Origin of the sequence: Streptomyces sp. NPDC000345 (genome assembly GCF_042898825.1) — a bacterium.
In the GTDB taxonomy this organism is placed as follows: Bacteria; Actinomycetota; Actinomycetes; order Streptomycetales; family Streptomycetaceae; genus Streptomyces.
The window spans coordinates 15,547-41,524 of the sequence record NZ_JBIAZE010000001.1 but is presented as its reverse complement, the minus strand read 5'-3'; the positions used below and the strand labels follow the sequence as shown (position 1 = coordinate 41,524).

Below are 25,978 nucleotides of genomic sequence, written 5' to 3'. Positions count from 1 at the left end.
CGAGCGTATGCGTGTTTGATCTGAGGAATGACACCCCTTTTGGGTGGCTGCACGGCGCACCGCTTGCCAAAAACTCAGTCAAAGGGCCCAGACTTTAACGCAATCCACACATTCCGCTAGCTGTCCGAGGCTTTCCCACCCGATCGGGGCGCTCCGATGCTGGCGCCGGCCTTGACGCCGCCGTCCTTGTTCACGGACGGGACCTCGAAGGACTCCAGTGCCTCCAGGACGTCCTGGACCCGGGAGATCTCGGCGTTGATGTCCTCACGCCGGCGCACCAGGACCTCCAGCTCGCGCTTGCCCTCCTCGACCGTGCGCCGCGCCTCGCGGATCGCCTCGCCCTTGAGCTCCTCGGCTTCCTTGATCAGCGCCGACTTCTTCTGCTCGGCCTCCTTCAGCAGGCCCTCCGCCTTCTTCACGGCGGCGATGCGGACCTTTCCGGCCTCGGAGTTCGCCTCCGACACCAGCTCCTTCGCCTTGGCCTGCGCCTTGGCGAGCTGCTCCTCGGCGGCCTTGATGAGCGCGTCGCAGCGGTCGCCGGTCGACTTCATCGTCTCGGCGGCCTCGCGGCGGGCCCGCTCGTGCAGCGCCTCGATCTCGGAGGTGATCCGGTCGCGCAGCTCCTCCGCCCGCTCCCTGATCGCGGTGGCGTCCCGGCGGGCGCCGACGAGCAGCTCGTCCGCGTCCGTACGGGCCTTCTCGACCCGGGCGTTGCCCTCGCGTGTCGCCTCGGAGACCAGCCGCTCGGCCTCGCTGCGGGCCGCGCCGACCATCGTGTCGGCCTGCGACTCGGCGTCCGCGGTGGTCTGCAGCGCCTGCTCCTGCGCCTCCGTGAGCAGCTTGTCGACCTCGGCCGTGGTCTCGGTGATGAGCGTGTCGACCTGCTCGGCCGCCTCGGAGCGCCGCTTGTTGGCCTCCTTGCGGGCCGCGTCCAGCGTCTCGTCCGCCTCGTCGCGGGCCACGCTCAGCATGCGGTCGGCCTCCGCCGCCGCCTGCGCCTTGACCCGCTCCGACTCGGCGCGGATCCGCTCCGCGGCCTGCTGCGCGGAAGCCACCGTCTCGGCGGCCTCGGCACGCAGGCGCTCCGCGTCCCCGGCGGCGTCCTGGATCAGCTTCTCCGCCTTGGCGACGGACTCGGCGCGCACCCGCTCGGCCTCCGCGGCCGTCTCGGTCTGGAGCCGTTCCGCCTCGGCGATGGTCTCCGTCTGGAGGCGTTCGGCCTCGTTGCGCGCCTCGGTGATGAGCGTGTCGGCCTGCGTGGCCGCGTCGGAGCGGATGCGGTTGGCGTCCTCGCGGGCGTCGGCCCGGGTGCGGGCCGCGGCCTGGTCGGCCTCGGCGAGCGCGTCCGACGCCTCCGTACGCACCCGCTGGGCGTACGCGGACGACTCGGTCCGCAGCCGCTCGGCCTCCGCGATCGCCTCGCCGACGGTCCGCTCGGCGAGTTCCTTCGCGGCCTCGGCCGCGTCGTTCGCCTCGCGGCGGACACGGCCGGCGTCCTCGCTGGCCCGCTCGCGTTCGGCGTAGGCGTCGGCGCGGACCCGGTCCGCCTCCTCCTCGGCCTCCCGCCGGGTGCGGTCCGCCGCGTGCTCGGCGGCCGAGCGCAGCCCGGTGATCTCCTCCTGGGCCTGCTCGTGCAGCCCGGCCACGGAGTCCCGGACCTGCTGGGCGTGCTGTTCGGCCGCGGCGACCATCTCGGTGGCGCGCCGGTCGGCCTCCTCGACCAGCCGGAGCGCCTCGGCCTCGGCGTCCTCCACGCGCCTGCGCGCCGACGCCAGCAGTTCCTCGGACTGCTCGCGGGCACGCTCGCGCTCCTGGTCGGCCTCCTGGCGGGCGGAGCCGAGGAGTTCCTCGGCCTCGCGGCGCCGGCGGGCGGCCTCCTCCTGGGCGGCGGCCAGCGTCTCGGACGCCTCGGCGGCCAGGCGCTCGGCGGCGGCCTGCGCCTCCGCGCGCACCCGGTCCGCGGTCTCCTGCGCCTCGGTCTTGAGCCGCTCGGCCTCGGCGGCGGCCTCCGACCGCAGCCGTACGGCGACGGCCTCGCCCTCGGCCCGCGAGGCGGACGCGTCGGCGGCGGCCTCGGTGCGCAGCCGCTCGGCCTCGTCGGCGGCCTGCTGCTGGAGCGTACGGATCCGGTCGGCGGCCTCGGCACGCAGCCGGTCGGTGTCCTCGGCGGCCTCGCGGCGGATCCGCGCGGCCTCCTCCCGGGCGTCCGTGAGGGCCTGCTCGGCGGAGGCGAGCCGCGCCTCCGCCTCCGTGTGCAGCCGGGTCAGCTCGTCGGCGGCCTCCGCCTGCCGGGCCTCGACCGCGCGCTCGGTCTCCTCGCGCAGCTCGCTCGCGGCCCGCTCGGCGTTGGAGGTGATGGTCTCGGCGAGCTCCACCGCCTCCTCGCGGGAGCGCTCGGCCTCCGTGCGGGTGCGCTCCAGCACCTCCTCGGCCTGGCGGCGCAGCGTGGTGGCGCGCTCGATGGCCTCGGTGCGGACCTTCTCGCTGTCCGTCGTCGCCTTCTGGCGCAGCTCGTCCGCGTCGGCCTTGGCCTTGGACAGCAGCTCCTCGGCGGACCGGGCGGCCTCCTCGATCTGCTGGACGGCCTCCCTGCGGGCCTCCGCGCGGATCTTCTCGCCCTCGGCGACCGCGTCGGCGCGCAGCTGCTCGGCCTCGCCGCGCAGCCGGCGGGCCTCCTCCTGCAGCTCGACCGTCTTGGCGCGGTACTCCTTGGTGTCGTCCTTCGCGGAGCCCTTGAGCTGCTCGGCGATGTCGTGCGCCTCGGCGCGCAGCCGGTCCGCCTCGGCCTCCGCCTCCCGGCGGATCCGCTCGGCCTCCTCGGCCGCCGCGCGGGTGGTCTTCTGCGCGTCCTCCTGCGCCTTGTTGAGGACGTCCTCGGCGGTCTTGGCCGCCTTCGACAGCTGGGTCGCGCTCTCCTCGGCGGTGATCGTCCGGGCCTTCTCGGCGGCCTCCGCGACGATCTTCTCGGCCTCGGCACGCGCGTCGGCGACGGCCTGCTCGGCGTCCGCCCGGGTGGCCTCGGCCTCCTTCGTGGCCTCGCTGACCAGCCGGGCGACCTGCTCCTTCGCCGTACGGGTGCGCTGCTCGTTGGCCGACTCGGCACTCGAGAGCGCCTTCTCGGCGGCCGCCTTGGCCTCGGCGAGCAGCTTGTCGGCCTCGGACTGCGCCTTGCGCAGCGCGTCCTCCGCCTCGGCCATCCGCTGCTCGGCGGCGCGGCTGAGCTCGCCGGCCTGGCGGCGGGCCGCGTCCGACTCGTTCACCGTGGAGCTGCGCAGCGCCTCGGCGTGCTCGGTGGCCTCCTGGGCCTGGGTGGAGGCGGCGTTCAGCATCCGCTCGGCGTCCGTGCGGGCGCGCAGCAGCAGCTGCTCGGCCTCCGCGCGGGCCGCCTCGGCGTCGGCCTGGAGCCGCTGGCGGGCCTCCGCGGCCACCCGTTCGGCCTCGGCGCGGGCGGCGGCCAGGGCCTGCTCGGCCTCGGCCCGCGACTCCTCGAGGAGCCGGCGGGCCTGGGCCTCGGTGCGGGCGCGCAGCTGCTCCGCCCAGGCCACGTTCTCGTTGACGTGCGACTCGACCGTCTGCCGGCGTTCCGCCAGCTCCTGGTCCAGCTGCTGGCGTCGGGTGACCGCCTCCTGGTGCAGCTCGGCCTGGAGCCGGGCGGCCTGCTCGGCGTGCTCCTGGAGGATGCGCTGCGTCTGCGCCCGCACCTGGCTGAGCTCGCGCTCGGCGTCCTGGCGCAACTGGTCGGCCTGCATCTGCGCATTGCGCAGCAGCTGTTCGGCCTGGTACCCGATGTCGCCGCCGTCGAAGGCGGGCCGGGACATGATGGTGCGGCGCGCCTCGTGCAACTTGGCGCGCAGCACCTCGACCTGGTAGCCGAGGTCCTCGGCGTGCTGAATCGCCTTTTCCCGCTCGGTCTTCAGCCGCTTCATCTCGGCTTCGAACCGAGTGAGGTGGTCGACGTCAGCCGCCGGCTCCCGCTCCTGGCTCTCGTAGCCCCGCACTGCGCGGTCCCATCCGTCCCTGGTCGCAAGCTTCCCGAACGAGCTCCGTCCATCCGCCGAACGGGGCCCCCGGGGAATGGTGTCAGATCAACGACGGAGCATGGGCTGCTGCCCCGACGCTCGTCCCCCGAAACCCGGACCCCGGCAACGTCCTGCCGTCCAAGGCAGCAGGACCGGTCGCCCTCGCTGAGCGACGACCGCCCCCAACCCTACCGGCCCATATGTACGAGGGTCAGTGCTCAGGTGACTCAACAGGCGCCGAAGTGACCAGTTCTGTCAGTACCCCGTGGCAATCCTTGGGGTGCAGGAAGGTGATCCGTGACCCCATGGAGCCGCGTCGCGGCTCTTCGTACAGAACGCGTACGCCCTTGGAGCGGATGTCCTCGGCGTCCCCGTCCACATCCGCCGTACCGAAAGCGATGTGGTGGACGCCCTCCCCGTTCTTGTCGAGCCACTTGGCGACGGTCGAGTCCGGCCGGGTCGGCTCGAGAAGCTGCAGGTAGGAGGCACCGCCGTCGGAGGTTTCGTTGATCTTGAGCATGGCCTCGCGGACGCCCTGCTCCTCGTTGACCTCGGAGTGGAACACCTCGAAGCCGTACGTGGAGCGGTAGAACTCGACAGTGGCGTCGAGGTCGTGACAGGCGATCCCGATGTGGTCGATTCGCGTCAGCATGTTGTTAGTGGAGCGCGGCCGTGATGGTTACGCAACGTGCGCGCGATCACACTGACGGCCCGATGACGGCACGGAGTGCCACTCAGTACATTCGAAGTAAACCCTCGTTCACTCCTCGGCCCGTGCAGGCCGGTAAGGGGAATCGCAGCTCATGACTGGATCGACTGGAACCAACAGCACGACCTCGGTGATCGTCGCGGGCGCGCGTACGCCCATGGGACGGCTGCTGGGCTCGCTGAAGTCCTTCTCGGGAGCCGACCTCGGCGGCTTCGCGATCAAGGCGGCGCTGGACCGTGCGGGGATCGGCGGCGACCAGGTGCAGTACGTGATCATGGGCCAGGTGCTCCAGGCCGGCGCGGGCCAGATCCCGGCCCGCCAGGCCGCCGTCAAGGCCGGCATCCCGATGAGCGTCCCGGCGCTCACCATCAACAAGGTGTGTCTGTCCGGCCTCGACGCGATCGCGCTGGCCGACCAGCTGATCCGCGCGGGTGAGTTCGACGTGGTCGTCGCGGGCGGCCAGGAGTCCATGACCAACGCCCCCCACCTGCTGCCGAAGTCCCGTGAGGGCTTCAAGTACGGCGCGATCGAGATGCTCGACGCGATGGCGCACGACGGCCTCACCGACTCCTTCGAGGGCATCGCCATGGGCGAGTCCACGGAGAAGCACAACACACGCCTGGGCATCGCGCGCCCCGAGCAGGACGAGATCGCGGCCCTGTCCCACCAGCGGGCCGCGGCCGCGCAGAAGAACGGCGTCTTCGAGGCCGAGATCACCCCGGTCGAGATCCCGCAGCGCAAGGGCGAGCCGGTCGTCTTCAGCAAGGACGAGGGCATCCGCGGCGACACCACCGCCGAGTCCCTCGGCAAGCTCCGTCCCGCCTTCGCCAAGGACGGCACGATCACCGCGGGCACGTCCTCGCAGATCTCCGACGGCGCCGCCGCGGTCGTCGTCATGAGCAAGGCCAAGGCCGAGGAACTGGGCCTGGAGTGGATCGCCGAGATCGGCGCCCACGGCAATGTGGCGGGGCCGGACAACTCGCTCCAGTCGCAGCCCTCCAACGCCATCGCGCACGCCCTGAAGAAGGAGGGCCTGGGCGTCGAGGACCTCGACCTCATCGAGATCAACGAGGCCTTCGCCGCCGTCGCGGTCCAGTCAATGAAGGACCTCGGGGTGTCCACGGAAAAGGTGAACGTCAACGGTGGCGCGATCGCCCTCGGTCACCCGATCGGCATGTCCGGCGCCCGGCTCGTCCTGCACCTGGCGCTGGAGCTCAAGCGGCGCGGCGGCGGTGTCGGCGCGGCCGCGCTGTGCGGCGGCGGCGGCCAGGGCGACGCGCTGATCGTGCGGGTGCCCAAGGCCTGACACCGTCGTACGTCGTCACCGGCGCACCTCGCGGTGACCGGAACCGAACGGATCTGATCGGAGCTGTGATGCAGGACGTCTCCTCGCTGGTCACCCAGGCCAGGGAAGGCCGGCCACGGGCCGTGGCCCGGCTGATCTCCCTGGTGGAGGGGGCGTCCCCGCAGCTGCGGGAGGTCATGGCGGCCCTGGCTCCGCTCACGGGCAACGCGTACGTCGTCGGCCTCACCGGCTCCCCGGGCGTCGGCAAGTCGACCTCCACGTCCGCGCTGGTGACGGCGTACCGCAAGCAGGGCAGGCGGGTCGGTGTGCTCGCCGTCGACCCCTCGTCCCCGTTCTCCGGCGGCGCCCTGCTCGGCGACCGGGTGCGGATGTCCGAGCACGCCTCCGACCCCGGCGTCTACATTCGCTCGATGGCCACCCGCGGTCACCTCGGCGGACTCGCGTGGGCCGCCCCGCAGGCGATCCGTGTGCTCGACGCGGCGGGCTGCGACGTGATCCTGGTCGAGACCGTCGGCGTCGGCCAGTCGGAGGTCGAGATCGCCGCGCAGGCGGACACCAGCGTGGTGCTGCTCGCGCCGGGCATGGGCGACGGCATCCAGGCCGCCAAGGCCGGAATCCTGGAGATCGGCGATGTGTACGTCGTCAACAAGGCCGACCGGGACGGCGCCGACGCCACCGCCCGCGAGCTGAACCACATGCTGGGCCTCGGCGAGTCCCGCGCCCCCGGGGACTGGCGCCCGCCGATCGTCAAGACGGTCGCGGCCCGCGCCGAAGGCGTCGAGGAGGTCCTGGAGGCGCTGGAGAAGCACCGCGCGTGGATGGAGGAACGCGGCGTCCTCGCCGAGCGCCGCCGCTCCCGCGCCGCCCGCGAGGTCGAGACGATCGCCGTCACGGCCCTGCGTGAACGCATCGGCGACCTGCACGGCGACCGCCGTCTCGACGCGCTGGCCGAGCGGATCGTCGCCGGGGAGCTGGACCCCTACCGCGCGGCGGACGAGCTCGTCGCGGGGCTCACCGAGGGCTGACCACCCACCCAGAGCCGACCGGTACCGGCTCGACGACCGTCGGCGGTCTCCGGGCCGCACCCGTACGGTCATGTTCAACTCGTAGGCGGCCGTCCTGCGTCTTCCGTACGCCCGCCGCGGGCTCAACAGGTGGCGTGCACCGTGATGGCCCTGTCCGGCGGCACCGCCGTCTCCTGCCGCCGACCGGTTCGGGCCGCGCCCCGCGCTCGTGCCGACGACCGCCGCCCACCTCGGCCTGCGTGAGCGTGGGCACCGGGGGCGTGGACGTGGCCGGATCGCGGGGGCGGACGGGGCGAGTGCCGGCCAACCTGCGTGACGACGCCCGGCGGCATGCCGGACCGGTGTTCATGGGGACCGTTGCGGCGGGGCGAGGGGCACGGGCGGTCGTCGCCCACGGCCGGGGCGGGGTGCCGGAGGCGGGGCCTGAGCGGGTCCTCGAGCGGTTCGTACGGCGCGACGCGGCCCGCCGTCCGCGGCCTGGGTGAGGGCGGGGCGGGCCCCGGGCCGGGCCCGGTGATCGTCGCACGGCGGGTGCTCGCGGTCTCGGAGACGCCCGCAGGCGGAGCCCTTCAGGGCCCCGCCTGCCGGTGCTGCTCAGGAGATGCTTACGGGCGTCCTCGCTGGCCGCGCAGGTGCTCCGCGATGGGCTTCAGCGACTTGTCGAGGTCTCTGAGGGCCTCGGGGGAGAGGAGGTCGATGAAGTGCCGCCGCACGGACGCCACATGGTGCGGCGCGACCTTCATCATCGTCTCCATGCCGTGCTCGGTCAGGACGGCGTACAGACCGCGGCGGTCGGACTCGCAGTTCTCGCGGCGTACCAGGTTCGCGTTCTCCATGCGGGTGATCTGGTGCGAGAGACGGCTCTTGGACTGGAGGGTGGCGGATGCGAGGTCGCTCATGCGCATCCGGACGTCCTCCGACTCGGAGAGGTTCACCAGGATCTCGTAGTCGTTCATGGTCAGGCCGAACGGCTGCAGATCCTTCTCGAGCTGGTACGTCAACAGCCTGTTGACCTCCAGGTGGGTGCGCCAGGCGCACTGCTCCGCATCGGTCAGCCAGCGCGTGGCCGTTTCGGTCTCCATAAGTGAAGTCTACCTAAAATGTTGAAAGGCGAACTAGTGAGGGTGGTGTGACGGTGCGCACGCGTTCGATGTCACACTCCGCAGACTACCGCTCACAGCCCGAAGCGACGCTGGAGGTCCCCCAGCTGTCCGGGAAGGCGCGGTACCCCGCTCTGTCCGCCGTGCCCGCCCGGAGCGCCGGGAATCCCGCCCCCGCCGGGCACCCCCGGCTCGTGCGGAACCGCCCCCGTGGCCTGCTCGGCCATGAGGGTCTCGGTCGACTGCAGCAGCACCGTGCCGGCGCCGACGAACTCGAACTGGTGCTCCTCCCCGGAGGCCCCGCCAAGGCCCGTCAGTGCACGTAGACCGCCCATGACACCCGTCATGTACCCGTGGTCGTAGTGATGGCACGGGGACGGGCAGTCGGCCCAGCCGACGAGGGCCTGAGGGTCCACGCGGATCGGAGGTTCCATGAACACCACCGGGCCGTTAGATGCGGCGACGAACTTTCCGGTTCCGATCAGCGTGAGAAATCCCGGCACGATCGACTGCTTGAGCGACAGGCTTGGCTGAAAAGCGAGCAGATTGCCCGAGCGAATGGTCAGATTGCCGTCGTCGAGGTCGTACGAATTCACGTCGAAGGCCCGGTCGGCGAGGAGCATCTTGCCCGAACCCTCCGCCACGACCCAGTCGCTCGCGTGCAGAGGCGAATGGAACGAGGTGCGGACCAGACGGTCCAGCCGGCCGTGCCCGATGCCGTTGAAGTCGATCGAGCCGTAGTAGGCGATCATCTTCCCCTTCTGCAGGAACCACTGGCTCCCCTTGAGCTCCACGCAGAAGGTGTAGTTGTTGACGTTGTCGTCGACCGGCAGGGTCATGGGGTCGTAGACCGTCGGGCCGGCGCCCGGAGCCCCGTACATGCTCACAGCTTCTCCTCCGACGCCTGGACGAACACCGCACCGCTGCCGCTGAGCTCGAGCTGGAAGGCCTCCCCGGAGCCGCGCCCCACCATGTCCCGCCAGCCGAGCGCGGTGGACAGCTTGTTGCGGACGTCGCCGTGGTGGGCGACGTAGGCCTGCGGGTCGACGTGGACCGGGCGCTGCGGGGTGATCGGGATCTCGAAGACACCGCCGTGGGCCATCACGGCGACGGCGCCGTGCCCCTTCAGGGTGGTGGTGAACAGGCCCTGGCCGCTGATCTGGCCCCGGACCATGCCCATGACCCCGCCCTGGGAGCCCAGGAACATCGTGCCCTGCTGGAGGGTGCCCTCGAAGGCGAGGAGGCGGTCCGCCTCGACGCACAGGGTGTCGCCGGTGAGCTGGATGACCTGGATGTGGTGGCCGCCGTGTCCGAAGAGGACGGTGCCGCTGCCCTCGACCGTCATCAGGGGGGTGTCCTCGTTGGCCAGCCGCCGTCCGATCATGGACATCACGCCGCCCTGCCCACCCTGCATGTTGGGCGTGAAGGAGACGTCGCCGCGGTAGGCGAGCATGGCGCCGCGCTGGCTGAAGAGCCGTTGCCCGGGGACGACGGTCGCCTCGACCATCTTGGAGTTGATCTCGCGGAAGGTCATGTCAGACGTCCCCCGCGATCGTGTTGCGCTCGCTCGGCTGGACGTACACCAGGCCGTCCCCCTCGAACCGGATCTGGAAGGCCTCGCCGCCACCCTCGCCCAGGAGCGTGCGGAACGTCACTCCGGACTGGAAGGACTGGCGGACGTCGCCCTGGTGCGCGATGTACGCGCCGGGGTCGACGGTCAGCGGGTACTGCGGGCTGACCCGCAGCACGACGGCCGGCCCGTCCGAGGTGATCGCCGCCTGGCCGTGGCCCTCGACGGTCGTCGTGAACAGTCCGTTGCCCTGGGAGGCGCCGCGCAGGCCGGTGAAACTGGTGCCCGTCCTCAGCCCCGCGTCCGTCGCGAGCAGATTGCTCGACTCCACGTACAGCTTGTCCCCCTGGAGACTGACCAGGTTGATCTCGGAGGCCCGGTCGGCGAACCAGCACGTCCCCTGTCCTCTCACCTCCATCACGGTCATCTGTTCGCCGGTGAGCCGCCGGGTCACCATCCCCCGGATCCCCTCCCCGCCGCCACTGAGCTTCTTGAAGGCCATCTGCCCGTCGTACGCGACCATCGAGCCGTTCTTCGCCTTCACGGCGTCCCCGGTCATGTCGACGGCGAGCACCTTGCTGCCTTGCAGTCGGAACATCGCCACGCTGCGAAAGGTAGCGGCCGGACGGGTGCGCCGAACAGCACCTGTGGGTGGAGAACGACCCTGAGCGCACCCCTAGGTGGAGCGTTTGCCACAATGGGCCAGCGCTTGTGCGCGCGTTCACAAGCCGCGCGGATCAACGCGTCGACCATCGCCGAACCCGCCGTTTCTCCCGAAGGTGACCCGTGGACCTGAAGACAGCCTCCGCCCTCCGCCGCCTGCGCCTGGTCTCCGCCCCCGAGGCCATCTCCTTCCTGCTGCTGCTCGTCTGCTCGGTGCTGAAGCGGACGACGGACTTCGACGCGGTTCCCGTGATGGGCTGGGTCCACGCCGCGCTGTTCCTCCTGTACGTGCTCTTCTGGGCGGACGCCTGGAACCGCGCGAAGTGGCCGCTCGGCACCGCCGCGCTCTACTTCGTCCTCTCCGTCCTGCCGACCGGCGGCTTCTTCGCCGAGCGCAGGCTGCGCCGTGAGGCCGAGGACGCGGTGATCGCCTCCCGCGCCCGCAAGGAAGGGGTCGTGAACGCGTGATCGTCGCCTTCTCCGTCACCCCGCTCGGCGTCGGTGAGGACGTCGGGGAGTACGTGGCCGAGGCCGTCCGCGTGGTCCGCGAGTCCGGCCTGCCGAACCGCACCGACGCGATGTTCACCTCGATCGAGGGCGAATGGGACGAGGTCATGGCCGTCGTCCGGCGCGCCGTGGCCGTCGTGGAGGCACGCGCCCCCCGCGTCTCCCTGGTCCTCAAGGCGGACATCCGCCCCGGCGTGACCGATGCCCTGACGAAGAAAGTGGAGACGGTGGAACGGCACCTGGCGGGCTGACCGGAGCGGCCCGCGGCCGTCGGCTCCGGCGCGGGGACGTCAGCGGCGGGCGCAGGCACGGCGCAGGTGCCGGCGGATCGCCCGCCGGGCCGCCGGGTCCAGTTCCCCGAGGGCGGCGAACAGGGCGCCCAGGTGTTCCAGGGCGTTCAGCGCGGCCGACGCGCCGGGTGCGTCGGCCCCTTCGTACAGCTCGATGCCGACGAAGGCCGCCGCCATGGCCCGGGCGAGGCCCGGCGGGTCGGTGAACTCACCGAAGGGGGTGCCCGGCAGGACGCGGTCGAGGACCTTCTCGATCTCGGTGACCCACAGATCGAGGGCCGCGGCCCCGGCCGGTCCGAGCGCCGCGTGGGTCCGGGCACCGGCCAGCAGCTGGCCGAGCGGCGCGACACGGCCGCCGGCGCGCTCCCGGTGGTGGATCTCGCGGCCCAGGGCGAGGAGTTCGGCCAGGGAGGTGACCGCGGCGAAGCGGGGGCGGTGGCGCGCCACGGTGCGCTCGGCGCCGTACCGGCAGGCCGCCGCGAGCAGGAGGTCCACCGAGCCGAAGTGGTAGAAGACCAGGGCCTGGTTGACGCCCGCGGCCGCCGCCACCGTACGGGCCGACGTCCTGGCGATGCCCTGTTCGGCGAGCGTGCGCAGGGTGCCTTCCAGCAGCCTGGTCCTCGTGTCCTGCGCCGGCTTCGGGTCGGGGGTCACGCGCGCGCCTCCTTCGGGGCGAAGGAGTCCACCGTACGGATCGGCGGTCGGGGATCGGCAGCGCGCGAGCGGCGCAACGGAAGCGCCGTGGCGTCCCCGGTGCGCGCGGGAAACGCTCCCCCTGTGCGCGCGGAAGATGGGCGATCCGGGTGAAACCCGAGCCCCACCGCTGGTGCTCGGACGGGTCCTGTGCCCGGGCCCGGACGTCGTCGAGGGCGGCCCGGACCGCGTGTCTCCGAGGACGGTCTCTGGCGAATCCGCAGGTCGGAGCGGTGTTTGAGCGGTCGCTCAAGCAACCCGAGGGGGACGGGACGCCCGTTTGAGCAGTCGCTCCATCAGGCGACCGGGTGAAGGGTTTCGTCCGGCCGGGCCCTGGCTAATCTCTCCCGGTGTCGATCAAGTCCTGTGTGATGAACCGTTGTTCGACTGCCGCGCTGCTGGTGGCCTCGCTCGCCCTCCTGACGTCCGGGGCCGGCGCACCCGTACGGGCGGAGCGTGCCGCCCCCGCCTGCGTGCTCGCCCCGGGCGAGCTGACCGTCGACGACCTGCCCGCCGGCTCCTCCGCAACCCGCTGCGGGGCCGTGGGCCGCCTGGTCACCCACGGCGGGGCCGGCCTCACGGTCCCCGAACCCGGCACGAAGGTCAGCGTCGACGCCCTCACCACGGACGGCTCCACCCACGGCTTCAGCCTGGAGGTCGCCACCGACGGCACGGTGTCCTACGCCTACGACGACGACACGCACACGGCGGCGGGGGACGACTCCCGCCCGGCGGGCAACCGCTCCGACGCCCCCGCGCCCTGTGCCGACACCGCCTACGCCGTCGCCGACCGCAAGGAGTACGGCATCTACCAGTGGTTCATCGGCGACGGCCCCCAGCCGGGCGACCTGCCCCGGCGCGAGGTCCGCCGGGCCTTCGAGGAGGGCATCCTCGCCATCATCCGCGGCCGCAACGACTGCGGCCTGGACGACACCATCAAGGCGAGGGCGAGGTTCCTGGCCGGCACCGGCCACGAGGCCGGCATCGACCACCGGGCCCACTGCACCGCGCGGGACGGCCTGAACGTCTGGGACGCCGGCGACCTCAGCGCCGACAGCGTCGCCACGACCTGCTCGTGGAGCCGCACGGTGCGCCACGGCCCGGACCGGCTGCTCGAGGCCGACGTCCGCTTCAACATCCACGACTACAGGTTCACCAACAGCCCCTCGGGGGCCTGCGACGGCGCCTACGACATCCGCAGCGTGGCCACCCACGAGGCCGGTCACGTCTTCGGCCTGGGACACGCCGGACCCGGCCACGAGAACCTCACCATGTACCCGAGCTCGTTCGCCTGCTCCACCACCGCCCGCACCCTCGGCAGGGGCGACGTGCTGGGCCTGCGCAGCCTCTACTGAGCCCCCGCGGCCGCCGGGCCGGCCGCTCCGCCACCGGCCGACCGAAGGCCGAGACAGAGCTGACCGGGATATGACCGACGGGTAGGGTCTGATGCCGTGCCGAAGCCGCTCAGTCTCCCCTTCGATCCCATCGCCCGCGCCGACGAGCTCTGGAAGCAGCGGTGGGGCAATGCGCCGTCCATGGCCGCGATCACCTCGATCATGCGTGCGCACCAGATCCTGCTCGCCGAGGTCGACGCCGTGGTCAAGCCGTACGGGCTGACGTTCGCCCGCTACGAGGCACTCGTGCTGCTCACCTTCTCCAAGGAGGGCGAGCTGACCATGTCGAAGATCGGCGAGCGGCTCCAGGTGCACCCCACGTCGGTGACGAACACCGTCGACCGCCTCGTGAAGTCCGGACTGGTCGCCAGGCGCCCCAACCCCAACGACGGCCGGGGCACGCTCGCCGTCATCACCGACAAGGGCCGCGAGGTCGTCGAGGCGGCCACCCGCGACCTGATGGCGATGGACTTCGGTCTCGGCGTGTACGACGCGGAGGAGTGCGCCGAGATCTTCGCGATGCTGCGGCCGCTGCGGGTGGCGGCGCACGACTTCGACGAGGACTGACCCGGTCCAAGATCTGCCGGAACGGGCGGTTACGCTCGACGGCATGAAGAAGAGCGTGCTGACCCGCTACCGCGTCATGGCCTACGTCACCGGTGTGCTGCTGGTCCTGCTGACCCTGGGCGTCATCGCCAAGTACGTGCTCGACCTGGACGGCGCGGACGGCTTCACGGGCGCGGTCGGCATCGCGCACGGCTGGCTGTACGTCGTCTACCTCGTCTTCGCCTTCGACCTGGGCTCCAAGGCGAAGTGGCCGGTCGCCAAGCAGCTGTGGGTCCTGCTGGCCGGGACCATTCCGACGGCCGCCTTCTTCGTCGAGCGCAGGATCACGCACGAGCTCGAGGGCCGGGTCGCCGACGGCGCGCCGGACGTGGTCAAGGCATAGCGCCCGCGCCCGGTCCGCCTTCCGCCACCAGCGGTCCCCGGCGCGGATCCTGGCGGTGCGCGGGGCGGAGCGGGGCGGTGCGCGGGTGGCGGGCGACCCTGGACGCCGCCCGCGACGGCTCGGACCTGGGCGAGCCCGTGCCGGACGCCGTACGGGCCGGGGCGACGCCGGGCGAGCGCCGAGCGGGCCGTACGGAGCTCCACGGGCCTGGTGACAGCGGCCGTCTGCTCACACCGCGCCGGCCAGCCCCAGCAGAAGCACGCGCGTGAAGCTGCGCACCCATTCCTCGTCCGCCGGTTCCGCGCTCACCAGCGTGCGGTGCACCACCGCGCCCGCCACGATGTCGAAGATGAGGTCGGCCGTGCGGGCGGCCTCCTCGGAGCCGGTCTCCGGGGGGAGTTCGCCGCGGACCTGGGCGCGCGTGCGGCCCTCCAGGACGAGGTGTTTCTGCGGTTCGACGATGGAGGCGCGGATCCGTTCGCGCAGGGCGTCGTCCCGGGTGGACTCCGCGACCACCGCCATCAGCCCGCTCCGCGCCTCGGGGAGCTCCAGGATCGCCGCGAACTGCAGCACCACGCCCTCGATGTCGGCGGCCAGGCTGCCCCGGTCGGGGAGTTCCAGTTCGGCGAAGAGCTCGGCCACCGCGTCGACGACGAGTTCGTTCTTGCCGGCCCAGCGGCGGTAGAGGGTCGTCTTCGCGACCCCGGCGCGCGTCGCGACGTCTCCCAGGGTGAGTTTCGACCAGCCCAGTTCGACCAGCGCCTCGCGCGTCGCGGCCAGGATCGCGGCGTCCGCGGCGGCGCTGCGCGGGCGGCCGGTACGGGCGGCCCCGGTGCGGCAAACGGGCGTGCGGCTCTGCATTCCCCGACCATAACCGCCGGTTTGCGCCATGCCGGAGAGTCCGTCGCCGTGAGGGAGATCACCAGGGGGTGGTGTTGCGGAGGCACTCGGTGCCATTACGCTACGACTCGTAGCGAAAGCGTGCGACGCCCCTCGACACCGCTCGTGACGGACGTACCGCGGGTTGTGGACGATGGTGTGGGGTGGGGACCCCGGCGCCTGGGCAGGAACGCTTTCGGAACGCTTTTCGTGTACGCGCGCGGACGGGGGAGGATAGACGCATGCAGCCACGGAACATGTCCATGAGCGGAGTCGTCGACCTCGCCGCGGTGAAGGCGGCCCAGGAGGCCAAGGCGAAGGCGGAGCAGGCGCGCGCCGAAGCGGCCCGGCAGGGCGGCGCGGGCGCCGTCTCCCCGGCCGATCTCGTCATCGACGTAGACGAGGCGGGTTTCGAGCGCGATGTCCTGCAGCGTTCCGCCGAGGTACCGGTCGTCATCGACTTCTGGGCCGAGTGGTGCCAGCCCTGCAAGCAGCTGAGCCCGGTCCTGGAGCGGCTCGCCGTCGAGTACAACGGCCGCTTCCTGCTCGCCAAGATCGACGTCGACGCCAACCAGATGCTGATGCAGCAGTTCGGGGTGCAGGGCATCCCGGCCGTGTTCGCCGTCGTCGCGGGGCAGGCGCTGCCGCTCTTCCAGGGCGCCGCCGGCGAGGCCCAGATCCGGCAGACGCTGGACCAGCTGGTGCAGGTCGCCGAGCAGCGGTTCGGGCTCACCGGCCTGACCGTCGACCCCGACGCCGAGCCCGGGGTCGCGGAGCCGGCCGCCGCGGTGCCGGCCGGTCCGTACGACGGGCTTCTCGAAGCCGCCGTACAGGCGCTGGACGCGGGCGACTTCGGCGGCGCGGTGCAGGCGTACAGGAACGTGCTCGCCGATGACCCGGCGAACACGGAGGCGAAACTCGGGCTGGCGCAGGCCGAGTTGCTGCAGCGGGTTGCCGGCATGGACCCGCAGCAGGTGCGCAAGGACGCGGCCGGGAACCCGGGTGACGTCCAGGCGCAGATCGCCGCCGCCGACCTGGATCTGGTGGGGGGTCATGTCGAGGACGCGTTCGGGCGGCTCATCGAGACCGTGCGCCGCACGGCCGGGGACGACCGGGACGCCGTACGGCTGCGGCTGCTCGAACTGTTCGAGGTGGTCGGGCCCGACGACCCGCGGGTGGCGGCGGCCCGACGGGCGCTGGCGCGCGCCCTGTTCTGAGCGGGTGGCCGGTCCGGGCGCGGCCCGGGGCTGACCAGTCGCTAAACGTCGGGGGCTGTGGTTCCCGAGTGAAAGTTCTGCCGAGAAGGTTCCCCAGCGGCCGCGCTTTACCAAATCTTGGTAATCGCGGCCGCTGTTACTGGAAGTAAGCCGAGGCCGTTGGTCTGTCGGGTTCTGTCCATCGATCAACTGTTTTGTTCTGGGCCTCGATGCCACCCTGCGTCGCCGCCCGAGACCTCTGGGTCGTTGTTCGGTTATCCGGCCGTTACTAGCGAGTAACGAACCCCCTTGTGCGGGCGGCGAGAATGGACCACGATCGGCCACGCTCGGTCCATTCCCGTACCCCGACAGCCGGTTGGGTCAACGGGTTTTCCTGGGTCCCCACCGAGCAGGGCCGGCGGCACATGGCGCCGGCTCTTGGACAGGGGGGTCTTCACCGCTCGGTGAAGCCTGTCCAGCAAGGTTGTGCGTGATGCGTGTCAGGCGCGACCAGTGGTTGTCGCTCGGGGGTGATCGCCGGTGATCGGTGCGCGGTACGCGCCTCCGAAACGGGCGCTCCCCTTCCCGAGGACGTAGCACTTCTCCCATCCCTGCCCGGTGGAGCCGCCGCATACGTGGGGCCAGTCGGGGCCAGGAGATGTACGTCCGAGAAGGAGGAAATATGGAGTCCCAGGTGCGTGGCGGGACCAGATGGAAGCGGTTCGCTGTGGTCATGGTGCCCAGCGTCGCCGCCGCAGCGTGTGTCGGTGTCGGTCTGGCGCAGGGTGCCCTCGCGGCGTCCTTCAGCGTCTCCGGCCAGCAGTTCAAGGTTTCGGCCGGGCATCTGCACGGTGAGGGATTCGCCCAGTACGGCGGCATCGACACCGGTTACACGACGGTCGAGGGCAAAGAGAAGACGATCCACCCGGTCGCCATCTCGTCCTTCGACAGCGCGACCATCACCAAGATGTGTCAGTCGGTCAAGACGACGATCCCCGTCCTCAACAAGACGTTCTACCTGCGTCTCGACGCGGGTACGGACGCGAAGAAGCCGGTAGAGGCGACCAACCTCTACATCGACGTCGCGCAGCTCGACGCCGACGCCGAGTTCGAGAACATCGACATCGGCGTCGCGCTCAAGGACAAGACCCGCGGTCCCGCCGTGAGGTCCGGCGACAGCGTCCTGCCGGGCGGCTTCGCCCAGCAGGCCAAGTCGGCCGACCTCTACGGCGTCAAGCAGACGGCGTGGGCGACCACGGCCGGCACGTTCAAGCTGAGCGGCCTGTCGATGAAGCTCGGTGCCGACCCCGAGATGGAGTGCTACTGACGGCTCCCGTCACCGGGGTGACCTGGGACGGCTGAGCTGACCCAGGGGGCTGTGCCAGGGGCGGGGAAGCCTGTGCTTCTCCGCCCCCCGAGCTCCGCCCGACCGTGCGTCGGGCACCTTCACAGACTTATACCTTCCGGCTTCTTCACGCCTACGGCCGAGCCGGTACGTACTTCCACCGGACCCAGGGAGCTGTTTTCCATGAGTGCCGAGACTCCGGGCCAGAGCGCCGGGACCTTCACCCGGCTGCGTCTGCGATTCCGTGGCTGGCGGGGCAGCCGACCGTTCTGGGCGGGCCTGTTCACCTTGCTCGGCGGGCTGCCGATCGCCTACTTCCCTTACGCGACGCTCAAGTTGGGCACCATGTCGGTCACCATGTCGACCACCGCGGGTGCCGGGTCGCTGATCATCGGCGTGCTGCTGATGACGCTGGGGCTCACCATGTGGTTCCAGCCGGCCACGCGTGTCTTCGCGGGTGTCGCGGCCATCCTCCTCGCGCTGGTGTCGCTGGTGATCTCCAACATCGGCGGCTTCATCATGGGCTTCCTGCTGGCGCTGATCGGCGGCGCCCTCGCCGCCGCCTGGGCGCCGGGCGACCCCGCGGCCCAGGGCGGCGGGAAGCGGGGCGCCCAGGGCGCTCCCACGGAGGACGGCGCCCCGGAACCCGCCGCCGAGGCACCCGCCGACGTCCCGGGCCTGCCGGCGCCCCGCCACGCGCAGGCCGAGGACGGCGTGGAGCACACCGCCGAGGCCGACGAGGCGAACGGGGTGCACCGTGTCGGCTGACGGGGTCCGCGCCGGCAGCTCGGCCTCCCCGGACCGGCCGGGAACGGGACCGCGCCACGCGGCCCCGAAGAAGCCGCTGTTCACCCGGCTGCCGGCCGGCAAGGCGATAGCGATGGCCGCGATGCCCACGGCCGTCCTCATGGGCATGGGGTTCACCCCGACGCTCGCCGTCGCCGACGACGCGCCGACGTCCAACAGCAAGCTGGCCGACGAGTACAAGGACTGCGTTGCGGCCCTGGACGGCGCCGACGCGTCCGCCTCCGCGTCGGCCTCGCCGTCGCCGTCGGCCTCCGCGAGCACGAGCGGCTCCACGAGCGGCTCCTCGGACGACGGGGCCGGCTCCCAGGACTCCCAGAACTCGTCGGGCGGCTCCTCCTCGTCGGATTCAGGTTCCGACGACACGGCGGAGCCCTCCCCTTCGGCGTCCTCCGAGGCCGCCTCCTCGGCGGAGAAGCAGACGTCGTCGTCCTCCGATGACACCGCGACGCCGAGCCCCTCGGCCTCCGAGACGAGCAAGAACGTCCTGGAGACCATCGGCGACGCCATCACGGACCTCTTCGACGGCGACGGCTCCGGCGACACGACCGCCACGGCCTCGCCCTCCGCGTCCGCGTCCGCCTCGCCCACCACCGGCACCGAGGGCTCGGGCTCCTCGGACTCGGGTTCCTCGGACTCCTCCTCCGGCAACGACGACTCCGCCGGCGGCACGGTCAAGGACACCACCGACGCCGTCACCGACACGGTGAAGGACGCCGCCGGGGACGCCACCGAGGCGGCCGGGGACGCGGCGGACGACGCCGCCGCTGCAGCCGACGGGGCCACCGCCTCGCCCAGCCCCTCCGCGAGCTCCACCACCGACGCGGAGGACTGCCTCGCCGCCACGGAAGACGAGGGCGGCGTCGACAACAAGATCCTGGTGGCGGACGACCCGTGGTACCTGCAGGCCAGTGGGCTGTGGCTCAAGGGCGCGGACTACCAGGGCATCGTCGAGGTGAAGACCGCGAGCGGCACCAAGAAGAAGGTGCTGAAGTACGTCATCTCCGGCGGCACCGAGATCGACGACCTGCACCAGACGGTGAAGGACAAGAAGTCCGGCAAGACGTACCACGTCCAGGCGGGCAAGGGCACGAAGTCCACGATCACCGACGGCGACACGGTCATGTACACCGAGAGCATCTCGGGCAACCTGTTCGGCCTGATCCCGATCACGTTCAGCCCGGACAACCCGCCGCCGCTGAACATCCCGCTGATCTACTTCAGCAACGTGAAGGTCACCCAGGCCGGCCAGTTCGGCGGAACCCTGCACGTGCCCGGCATGCAGGTGTACACGACGGACAGCTGAGAGACACACTCCCGGTCGACCGGGCCCCGGCCCCGGGACACACACGAAAGGGCGCCCCCTGTCGCAGGGGGCGCCCTCAGTGGCGTTCGGGGCCCTTCACGGGGCGGCCGTTCAGTCGGCGGAGCCGCCGACGTGGTGGACGCGGAGCATGTTGGTGGTGCCGGGGACGCCGGGGGGCGAGCCGGCGGTGATGATGACGATCTCGCCCGGGTTGAAGCGGTTGATCTTGGCGAGTTCCTGGTCGACCATGTCCACCATGTCGTCCGTGCTGTCCACGAGCGGCACGACGTGCGACTCCACACCCCAGCTGAGCGTCAGCTGGTTGCGGGTGTCCTCGTCGGTGGTGAAGGCGATGATCGGCTGCTGCGCGCGGTAGCGGGACAGCCGGCGGGCGGTGTCACCGGACTGCGTGAAGGCCACCAGGCCGCGGCCGCCGAGGAAGTCGGCGATCTCGCACGCGGCACGCGCCACCGAACCGCCCTGGGTGCGCGGCTTCTTGCCCGGCACGAGCGGCTGCAGGCCCTTGCCCAGCAGCTCCTGCTCGGCGGCGGTGACGATCTTCGACATCGTCTTCACGGTCTCGATCGGGTACGCGCCCACGCTCGACTCGGCGGACAGCATGACCGCGTCCGCGCCGTCCAGGATCGCGTTGGCCACGTCGGAGGCCTCGGCGCGGGTCGGACGGGAGTTGGTGATCATCGACTCCATCATCTGGGTCGCCACGATCACCGGCTTGGCGTTGCGCCGGCACAGCTCGATCAGACGCTTCTGCACCATGGGGACCCGCTCCAGCGGGTACTCGACGGCGAGGTCGCCACGGGCGACCATCACACCGTCGAACGCCATCACGACGTCCTCCATGTTCTCCACCGCCTGCGGCTTCTCCACCTTGGCGATGACGGGGACCCGGCGGCCCTCCTCGTCCATGACCCGGTGGACGTCGGCGACGTCCTTGGCGTCCCGGACGAAGGACAGCGCGACCAGGTCGGCACCCATGCGCAGCGCGAACCGCAGGTCCTCGACGTCCTTCTCGCTCAGCGCGGGCACGTTGACGGCCGCGCCGGGCAGGTTGATGCCCTTGTGGTCGGAGATGACGCCGCCCTCGATGACGATCGTCTTCACCCGCGGGCCCTCGACGTCCACGACCTTCAGCTCGACGTTGCCGTCGTTGATCAGGATCTGGTCGCCGCGGTCGACGTCACCGGGCAGCCCCTTGTACGTCGTCCCGCAGATCGTCTTGTCGCCGGGGACGTCCTCGGCGGTGATGGTGAACTCGTCACCGCGCACCAGCTCCACCGGGCCCTCGGCGAAGGTCTCGAGCCGGATCTTCGGGCCCTGCAGGTCGGCGAGGACACCGACGGCCCGGCCGGTCTCCTTGGCGGCGGCACGGACGCGGTCGTACCGCCCCTGGTGCTCGGCGTGGGTGCCGTGGCTGAAGTTGAAGCGGGCCACGTTCATGCCGGCTTCGATCAGGGACACGAGCATCTCGTGGGAATCGACCGCGGGGCCGAGAGTACAGACGATTTTCGAACGGCGCATGAGGCGATCCTATCGGTTTGTTTCGCTACGGAATATTCCGTCTGGCGGAAGATACAAATGGGCGGGTTCGCGCTCAGTTGCTTTCCTGCCCGGTCACCTCCCGGCGGAGCCGCACATCAATACCGCCCGACCAATGCGTAGGTCTGTGTCGCGATCTCGAGTTCCTCGTCCGTCGGCACCACGGCGACCGCCACCCGGGCGTCCCCGGGCGAGATCAGCCGGGGCTCGTCGCCGCGTACGGCGTTCAGCCCGCCGTCCACCGCCAGGCCCAGGGTCTCCAGGCCCGCGACGGCCGCCGCGCGCACCTCGGCCGCGTTCTCGCCGACTCCCGCGGTGAACACGACCGCGTCCACCCGGCCGAGTACGGCGTAATAGGCGCCGATGTACTTCTTCAGACGGTGAATGTAGATGTCGAAGGCGAGCTTCGCCTGTGCGTCACCCTCGTCGATCCGGCGCCGGATCTCCCGCATGTCGTTGTCACCGCACAGTCCGACGAGCCCGCTCTTCTTGTTGAGAAGAGTGTCGATTTCGTCGATGGACATTCCCCCAACGCGCGCCAAATGGAAGATGACGGCCGGATCGGTGTCTCCGGACCGCGTACCCATCACGAGCCCCTCCAAGGGGGTCAGCCCCATCGAGGTGTCCACGCACCGGCCGCCACGCACGGCGGAGGCGGAGGCCCCGTTGCCGAGGTGCATCACGATGACGTTCACCTCTTCGGGTGCCCTGCCGAGCAGCTTTGCCGTCGCGCGGGAGACGTACGCGTGCGAGGTCCCGTGGAACCCGTACCGCCGGACCCGGTGCGCGTCCGCGGTCTCGACGTCGATCGCGTAGCGGGCGGCGGACTCCGGCATCGTCGTGTGGAAGGCGGTGTCGAACACGGCGACCTGGGGCAGGTCGGGCCGCAGCGCCCGCGCGGTGCGGATCCCGGTGAGGTTGGCCGGGTTGTGCAGCGGCGCGACCGGGATCAGCCGCTCGATCTCGGCGAGGACGGTGTCGTCGATGACGGTCGGCGCGGTGAAGTGCTTTCCGCCGTGCACGACACGGTGTCCGACGGCGGCGAGTTCGGGGGAGTCCAGCCCGAGCCCGTCCTGGGCGAGTTCGGCGGCCACGGCCTTCAGCGCGGCGTCGTGGTCGGCGATCGACCCGGTCCACTCCCGGGCCGGGCCGCCCGTGGCCAGCGGCGTGTGCTTCAGCCGCGAGGACTGCTCACCGATGCGCTCGACGAGCCCCGAGGCCAGCCGGCTGCTGTCGCGCATGTCGAGCAGCTGGTACTTCACCGACGAGGAGCCGGAGTTGAGGACGAGGACGCGGGTGGCGGTCACTGGGCGGTTGCCTTCTCGATCGGGGTCTGGGCCTGGATGGCGGTGATGGCGACGGTGTTCACGATGTCCTGGACGAGGGCGCCCCGGGACAGGTCGTTGACCGGCTTGCGCAGGCCCTGCAGCACCGGCCCGACGGCGATCGCGCCCGCGGAACGCTGCACGGCCTTGTAGGTGTTGTTGCCGGTGTTGAGGTCCGGGAAGATCAACACGCTGGCCTGCCCCGCGACTTCGGAGCCCGGCAGCTTGGTGGCGGCGACGGTCGGCTCGACGGCGGCGTCGTACTGGATGGGCCCCTCGATCTTGAGATCGGGACGGCTCCGCCGTACCAGCTCGGTAGCCTCCCGCACCTTGTCGACGTCGGCGCCCGAGCCGGACGTACCGGTCGAGTACGACAGCATCGCGATCCGCGGCTCCACGCCGAACCGGGCGGCGGTGGCGGCCGACTGGACGGCGATGTCGGCGAGCTGCTCGGCGTTCGGGTCGGGGTTCACCGCGCAGTCGCCGTAGACGAGGACCTTGTCGGCGAGGCACATGAAGAACACGGACGACACGATCGAGGCGTCCGGCTTGGTCTTGATGATCTCGAAGGCCGGCCGGATGGTGGCGGCCGTGGAGTGCACGGACCCGGAGACCATGCCGTCGGCGAGCCCCTCCTCGACCATGAGCGTGCCGAAGTAGTTCACGTCGGAGACGACGTCGTACGCCAGCTCGACGGTGACGCCCTTGTGGGCGCGGAAGCGGGCGTACTTCTCGGCGAAGGCGTCGCGCAGCTCGCTGGTCGCCGGGTCGATCAGCCGGCAGTCGCCCAGGTCGATGCCGAGATCGGCGGCCTTCTTGCGGATCTGGTCGACCGGGCCGAGGAGGATGAGGTCGCACACCCCCCGGCGGAGCAGGACCTCGGCGGCGTGCAGCACCCGCTCCTCGGTCCCCTCGGGGAGGACGACCCGGCGCTTGTCGGCGCGGGCCTGTTCCAGCAGCTTGTGCTCGAACATCATCGGCGTGAGGCGGTCGCTGCTCGGCGCGGAGACCCGGCGGAGCAGCTCGGCGGTGTCGACATGCCGCTCGAACAGACCGAGCGCCGTCTCGGCCTTGCGCGGGGTCGCCGCGTTGAGCTTGCCCTCCAGGGCGAACAGCTGCTCGGCCGTGGGGAAGCTGAGTCCCGGCACCGAGATGACCGGCGTGCCCGGGGCGAGCCGGGCGGCCAGGGTGAGGATCTCGTCGCTGGGGACCTCGTTCAGGGTGAGCACCACGCCGGCGATCGGCGGGGTGCCCGCGCTGTGCGCGGCGAGCGAGCCGATGACCAGGTCGGCCCGGTCGCCCGGGGTGACGACCAGACAGCCGGGGGTCAGCGCGTTGAGGAAGTTCGGCATCATCGCGCCGCCGAAGACGAAGCCGAGCGCGTCCCGGGCGAGCCCCGAGTCGTCGCCGAGCAGCACCTTGGCGCCGAGGGCGTGGCTGACCTGCGAGACGGTGGGGGCGGACAGGGCGGGCTCGTCGGGAAGGACGTAGCAGGGGACGGGCAGGCGCGTGGCGAGCCGCTCGGCGATCTCCTCCCGGTCCTCGCGGGCCACGCGGTTGATGATCATGGCGAGGACGTCACAGCCGAGGCCCTCGTAGGCGCGGTAGGCGTTGCGGGTCTCGGCGCGCACGGATGCCGCGGTCTGCTTGCGGCCGCCGACGACGGGGATCACGGAGGCGCCGAACTCGTTGGCGAGGCGGGCGTTGAGTGCCAGCTCGTCCGGGAACTGCGTGTCCGCGTAGTCGGTCCCGAGGACGAGGACGACGTCGTAGTCCCGGGCCACCCGGTGGAACCGCTCGACGAGGGTGGAGACCAGTTCGTCCGCGCCCTGCTCGGCCTGGAGGGCGGACGCCTCGTGGTAGTCCATGCCGTAGACGGTCGCCGGGTCCTGTGCCAGCCGGTAGCGGGCCCGCAGCAGCTCGAACAGCCGGTCGGGGCCGTCGTGGACGAGCGGGCGGAAGACGCCCACCCGGTCGACCTGTCGGGTCAGAAGCTCCATGACGCCCAGCTCGACGACCTGGCGGCCGTCGCCGCGGTCGATACCGGTCACGTACACGCTGCGGGTCACGCGAGCACTCCGTTTCGTGTGGGTCGTTCGTTCGAGGGCACTGCCGGATCACTGCTGAGGTCATTCTGGGGTCATAAAAATCGCCCACCTAGGTGAGCAGAACCCCCTTGACAATACCCCTGCGCGCGGATAAGGCGCCCGTCAAGAGACAGTGCCCTGGGCGTCGTGAAACAATCGGACCTGGCTCACCGGCATCCACAGCGAGCAGGAGACACAGCACGATGCGCATCGGAGTTCTCACCGCAGGCGGCGACTGCCCCGGCCTGAACGCAGTGATCCGGTCGGTGGTGCACCGCGCGGTCGACAACTACGGGGACGAGGTCATCGGCTTCGTCGACGGCTACGCGGGCCTCCTGGACGGCCGTTACCGTTCCCTCGACCTCAACGCGGTGAGCGGAATCCTCGCCCGCGGCGGCACGATCCTCGGCTCGTCGCGACTGGAGCGGGACCGGCTGCGCGAGGCCTGCGAGAGCGCCTCGGACATGATCCACGACTTCGGCATCGACGCCCTGATCCCGATCGGCGGCGAGGGCACCCTGACGGCGGCGCGGATGCTGTCGGACGCCGGGCTGCCCGTGGTCGGCGTCCCGAAGACGATCGACAACGACATCTCCTCGACGGACCGCACGTTCGGCTTCGACACGGCGGTGGGCGTCGCGACCGAGGCCATGGACCGCCTGAAGACCACCGCCGAGTCGCACCAGCGGGTCATGGTCGTCGAGGTCATGGGCCGGCACGCGGGCTGGATCGCGCTGGAGAGCGGGATGGCGGCGGGCGCGCACGGCATCTGCCTCCCCGAGCGGCCCTTCGACCCCGCCGACCTGGTGAAGATGGTCGAGGAGCGCTTCGCGCGCGGCAAGAAGTTCGCGGTGATCTGCGTGGCGGAGGGCGCCCACCCCGCCGACGGCACGATGGACTACGGCAAGGGCGCGATCGACAAGTTCGGCCACGAGCGCTTCCAGGGCATCGGCACGGCCCTCGCGTACGAGCTGGAGAAGCGGCTCGGCAAGGAGGCCCGGCCGGTCATCCTCGGGCATGTGCAGCGCGGTGGCGTGCCGACCGCGTACGACCGTGTCCTCGCCACCCGGTTCGGCTGGCACGCGGTGGAGGCGGCGCACCGGGGCGAGTTCGGGATGATGACCGCGCTGCGGGGCACCGAGGTCCTGATGGTGCCGCTGGCGGACGCGGTGACCGAACTGAAGACGGTGCCCAAGGACCGCATGGACGAGGCGGAGTCGGTCTTCTAGACCGGTCTTCCCGCGGCGCCTGGCG

General features: G+C 71.3%; 23 protein-coding genes. 12 read left to right on the top strand and 11 right to left on the bottom strand.

Annotation, left to right across the window (positions count from 1 at the left end; translation table 11 throughout):
• Positions 1-116: 116 nt before the first annotated feature.
• Both scy and mce read right to left on the bottom strand, forming a co-directional pair.
• Positions 117-3,998 carry a polarized growth protein Scy gene (scy, locus tag ACFY30_RS00180; protein WP_390842948.1) on the bottom strand — a complete coding sequence of 1,294 codons (3,882 nt, stop codon included), beginning with the start codon at positions 3,996-3,998 and terminating at the stop codon, positions 117-119.
• 232 nt (positions 3,999-4,230) lie between these two features.
• The gene (gene mce, locus ACFY30_RS00175) at positions 4,231-4,671 is read right to left on the bottom strand and encodes a methylmalonyl-CoA epimerase (RefSeq protein ID WP_390660979.1); all 441 of its coding nucleotides are present in this window, start codon (positions 4,669-4,671) and stop codon (positions 4,231-4,233) included.
• A 151-nt stretch (positions 4,672-4,822) separates the two neighbouring features.
• Here mce and ACFY30_RS00170 point away from each other — a divergent pair, with 151 nt between their 5' ends.
• Both ACFY30_RS00170 and meaB read left to right on the top strand, forming a co-directional pair.
• On the top strand, positions 4,823-6,034 hold the full coding sequence (locus ACFY30_RS00170) for an acetyl-CoA C-acetyltransferase (protein ID WP_390842947.1): 1,212 nt from the start codon (positions 4,823-4,825) through the stop codon (positions 6,032-6,034).
• A gap of 68 nt (positions 6,035-6,102) precedes the next feature.
• A complete protein-coding gene (gene meaB, locus ACFY30_RS00165) occupies positions 6,103-7,059 on the top strand; it encodes a methylmalonyl Co-A mutase-associated GTPase MeaB (RefSeq protein WP_390660977.1) in 957 nt (318 codons plus the stop codon).
• Positions 7,060-7,664: 605 nt separating this feature from the next.
• Here meaB and ACFY30_RS00160 read toward each other — a convergent pair.
• The 4 genes from ACFY30_RS00160 to ACFY30_RS00145 all read right to left on the bottom strand — a co-directional run bounded on the left by ACFY30_RS00160 (position 7,665) and on the right by ACFY30_RS00145 (position 10,327).
• On the bottom strand, positions 7,665-8,141 hold the full coding sequence (locus ACFY30_RS00160; protein WP_390660976.1) for a MarR family winged helix-turn-helix transcriptional regulator: 477 nt from the start codon (positions 8,139-8,141) through the stop codon (positions 7,665-7,667).
• 92 nt (positions 8,142-8,233) lie between these two features.
• On the bottom strand, positions 8,234-9,040 hold the full coding sequence (locus ACFY30_RS00155) for an AIM24 family protein (protein ID WP_390843662.1): 807 nt from the start codon (positions 9,038-9,040) through the stop codon (positions 8,234-8,236).
• A 2-nt stretch (positions 9,041-9,042) separates the two neighbouring features.
• Positions 9,043-9,693 carry an AIM24 family protein gene (locus ACFY30_RS00150; RefSeq protein ID WP_390842946.1) on the bottom strand — a complete coding sequence of 217 codons (651 nt, stop codon included), beginning with the start codon at positions 9,691-9,693 and terminating at the stop codon, positions 9,043-9,045.
• A gap of 1 nt (position 9,694) precedes the next feature.
• Positions 9,695-10,327, bottom strand: a complete 633-nt coding sequence (locus ACFY30_RS00145) for an AIM24 family protein (protein WP_390661216.1) — start codon at positions 10,325-10,327, stop codon at positions 9,695-9,697.
• A 188-nt stretch (positions 10,328-10,515) separates the two neighbouring features.
• Here ACFY30_RS00145 and ACFY30_RS00140 point away from each other — a divergent pair, with 188 nt between their 5' ends.
• On the top strand, positions 10,516-10,860 hold the full coding sequence (locus tag ACFY30_RS00140; RefSeq protein WP_390660974.1) for a DUF3817 domain-containing protein: 345 nt from the start codon (positions 10,516-10,518) through the stop codon (positions 10,858-10,860).
• Complete coding sequence (locus ACFY30_RS00135) at positions 10,857-11,150, top strand: MTH1187 family thiamine-binding protein (RefSeq protein ID WP_390842945.1); 294 nt, start codon at positions 10,857-10,859, stop codon at positions 11,148-11,150. The genes ACFY30_RS00140 and ACFY30_RS00135 overlap by 4 nt, the downstream gene beginning before the upstream one ends.
• 39 nt (positions 11,151-11,189) lie before the next feature.
• Here the strand turns inward: ACFY30_RS00135 and ACFY30_RS00130 are convergent, their stop codons facing one another.
• Positions 11,190-11,843 carry a TetR/AcrR family transcriptional regulator gene (locus tag ACFY30_RS00130; protein ID WP_390842944.1) on the bottom strand — a complete coding sequence of 218 codons (654 nt, stop codon included), beginning with the start codon at positions 11,841-11,843 and terminating at the stop codon, positions 11,190-11,192.
• Positions 11,844-12,232: 389 nt separating this feature from the next.
• Here ACFY30_RS00130 and ACFY30_RS00125 point away from each other — a divergent pair, with 389 nt between their 5' ends.
• The 3 genes from ACFY30_RS00125 to ACFY30_RS00115 all read left to right on the top strand — a co-directional run bounded on the left by ACFY30_RS00125 (position 12,233) and on the right by ACFY30_RS00115 (position 14,225).
• Positions 12,233-13,237 carry a matrixin family metalloprotease gene (locus ACFY30_RS00125; protein ID WP_390842943.1) on the top strand — a complete coding sequence of 335 codons (1,005 nt, stop codon included), beginning with the start codon at positions 12,233-12,235 and terminating at the stop codon, positions 13,235-13,237.
• A 96-nt stretch (positions 13,238-13,333) separates the two neighbouring features.
• Complete coding sequence (locus ACFY30_RS00120; protein ID WP_390660970.1) at positions 13,334-13,843, top strand: MarR family winged helix-turn-helix transcriptional regulator; 510 nt, start codon at positions 13,334-13,336, stop codon at positions 13,841-13,843.
• A 43-nt stretch (positions 13,844-13,886) separates the two neighbouring features.
• Complete coding sequence (locus ACFY30_RS00115; RefSeq protein WP_390842942.1) at positions 13,887-14,225, top strand: DUF3817 domain-containing protein; 339 nt, start codon at positions 13,887-13,889, stop codon at positions 14,223-14,225.
• A 228-nt stretch (positions 14,226-14,453) separates the two neighbouring features.
• Here the strand turns inward: ACFY30_RS00115 and ACFY30_RS00110 are convergent, their stop codons facing one another.
• Complete coding sequence (locus ACFY30_RS00110; protein ID WP_390660968.1) at positions 14,454-15,086, bottom strand: TetR/AcrR family transcriptional regulator; 633 nt, start codon at positions 15,084-15,086, stop codon at positions 14,454-14,456.
• A 260-nt stretch (positions 15,087-15,346) separates the two neighbouring features.
• On the opposite strand from ACFY30_RS00110, the gene ACFY30_RS00105 reads away from it, so the two are divergent.
• The 4 genes from ACFY30_RS00105 to ACFY30_RS00090 all read left to right on the top strand — a co-directional run bounded on the left by ACFY30_RS00105 (position 15,347) and on the right by ACFY30_RS00090 (position 19,755).
• Entirely contained in the window at positions 15,347-16,321 is a 975-nt protein-coding gene (locus ACFY30_RS00105) for a tetratricopeptide repeat protein (RefSeq protein WP_390842941.1), read from the top strand.
• A gap of 661 nt (positions 16,322-16,982) precedes the next feature.
• Complete coding sequence (locus ACFY30_RS00100; protein WP_390660966.1) at positions 16,983-17,627, top strand: DUF6230 family protein; 645 nt, start codon at positions 16,983-16,985, stop codon at positions 17,625-17,627.
• 201 nt (positions 17,628-17,828) lie between these two features.
• Positions 17,829-18,413 (top strand): DUF6114 domain-containing protein, encoded by a 585-nt coding sequence (locus ACFY30_RS00095; RefSeq protein ID WP_390660965.1) that lies wholly within the window; start codon positions 17,829-17,831, stop codon positions 18,411-18,413.
• Entirely contained in the window at positions 18,403-19,755 is a 1,353-nt protein-coding gene (locus ACFY30_RS00090) for a hypothetical protein (protein ID WP_390842940.1), read from the top strand. The genes ACFY30_RS00095 and ACFY30_RS00090 overlap by 11 nt, the downstream gene beginning before the upstream one ends.
• Before the next feature lie 111 nt (positions 19,756-19,866).
• Here ACFY30_RS00090 and pyk read toward each other — a convergent pair whose 3' ends face one another.
• From pyk to pta, 3 genes are all read right to left on the bottom strand, one after another.
• Positions 19,867-21,294 carry a pyruvate kinase gene (gene pyk, locus ACFY30_RS00085; RefSeq protein WP_390842939.1) on the bottom strand — a complete coding sequence of 476 codons (1,428 nt, stop codon included), beginning with the start codon at positions 21,292-21,294 and terminating at the stop codon, positions 19,867-19,869.
• A gap of 116 nt (positions 21,295-21,410) precedes the next feature.
• A complete protein-coding gene (locus tag ACFY30_RS00080; RefSeq protein WP_390842938.1) occupies positions 21,411-22,619 on the bottom strand; it encodes an acetate kinase in 1,209 nt (402 codons plus the stop codon).
• Positions 22,616-24,706, bottom strand: coding sequence for a phosphate acetyltransferase (pta, locus tag ACFY30_RS00075; RefSeq protein ID WP_390842937.1), 2,091 nt, complete (start codon positions 24,704-24,706; stop codon positions 22,616-22,618). The genes ACFY30_RS00080 and pta overlap by 4 nt, the downstream gene beginning before the upstream one ends.
• A gap of 221 nt (positions 24,707-24,927) precedes the next feature.
• On the opposite strand from pta, the gene ACFY30_RS00070 reads away from it, so the two are divergent.
• Positions 24,928-25,953 (top strand): ATP-dependent 6-phosphofructokinase, encoded by a 1,026-nt coding sequence (locus ACFY30_RS00070; RefSeq protein WP_390842936.1) that lies wholly within the window; start codon positions 24,928-24,930, stop codon positions 25,951-25,953.
• Positions 25,954-25,978 lie beyond the last annotated feature (25 nt).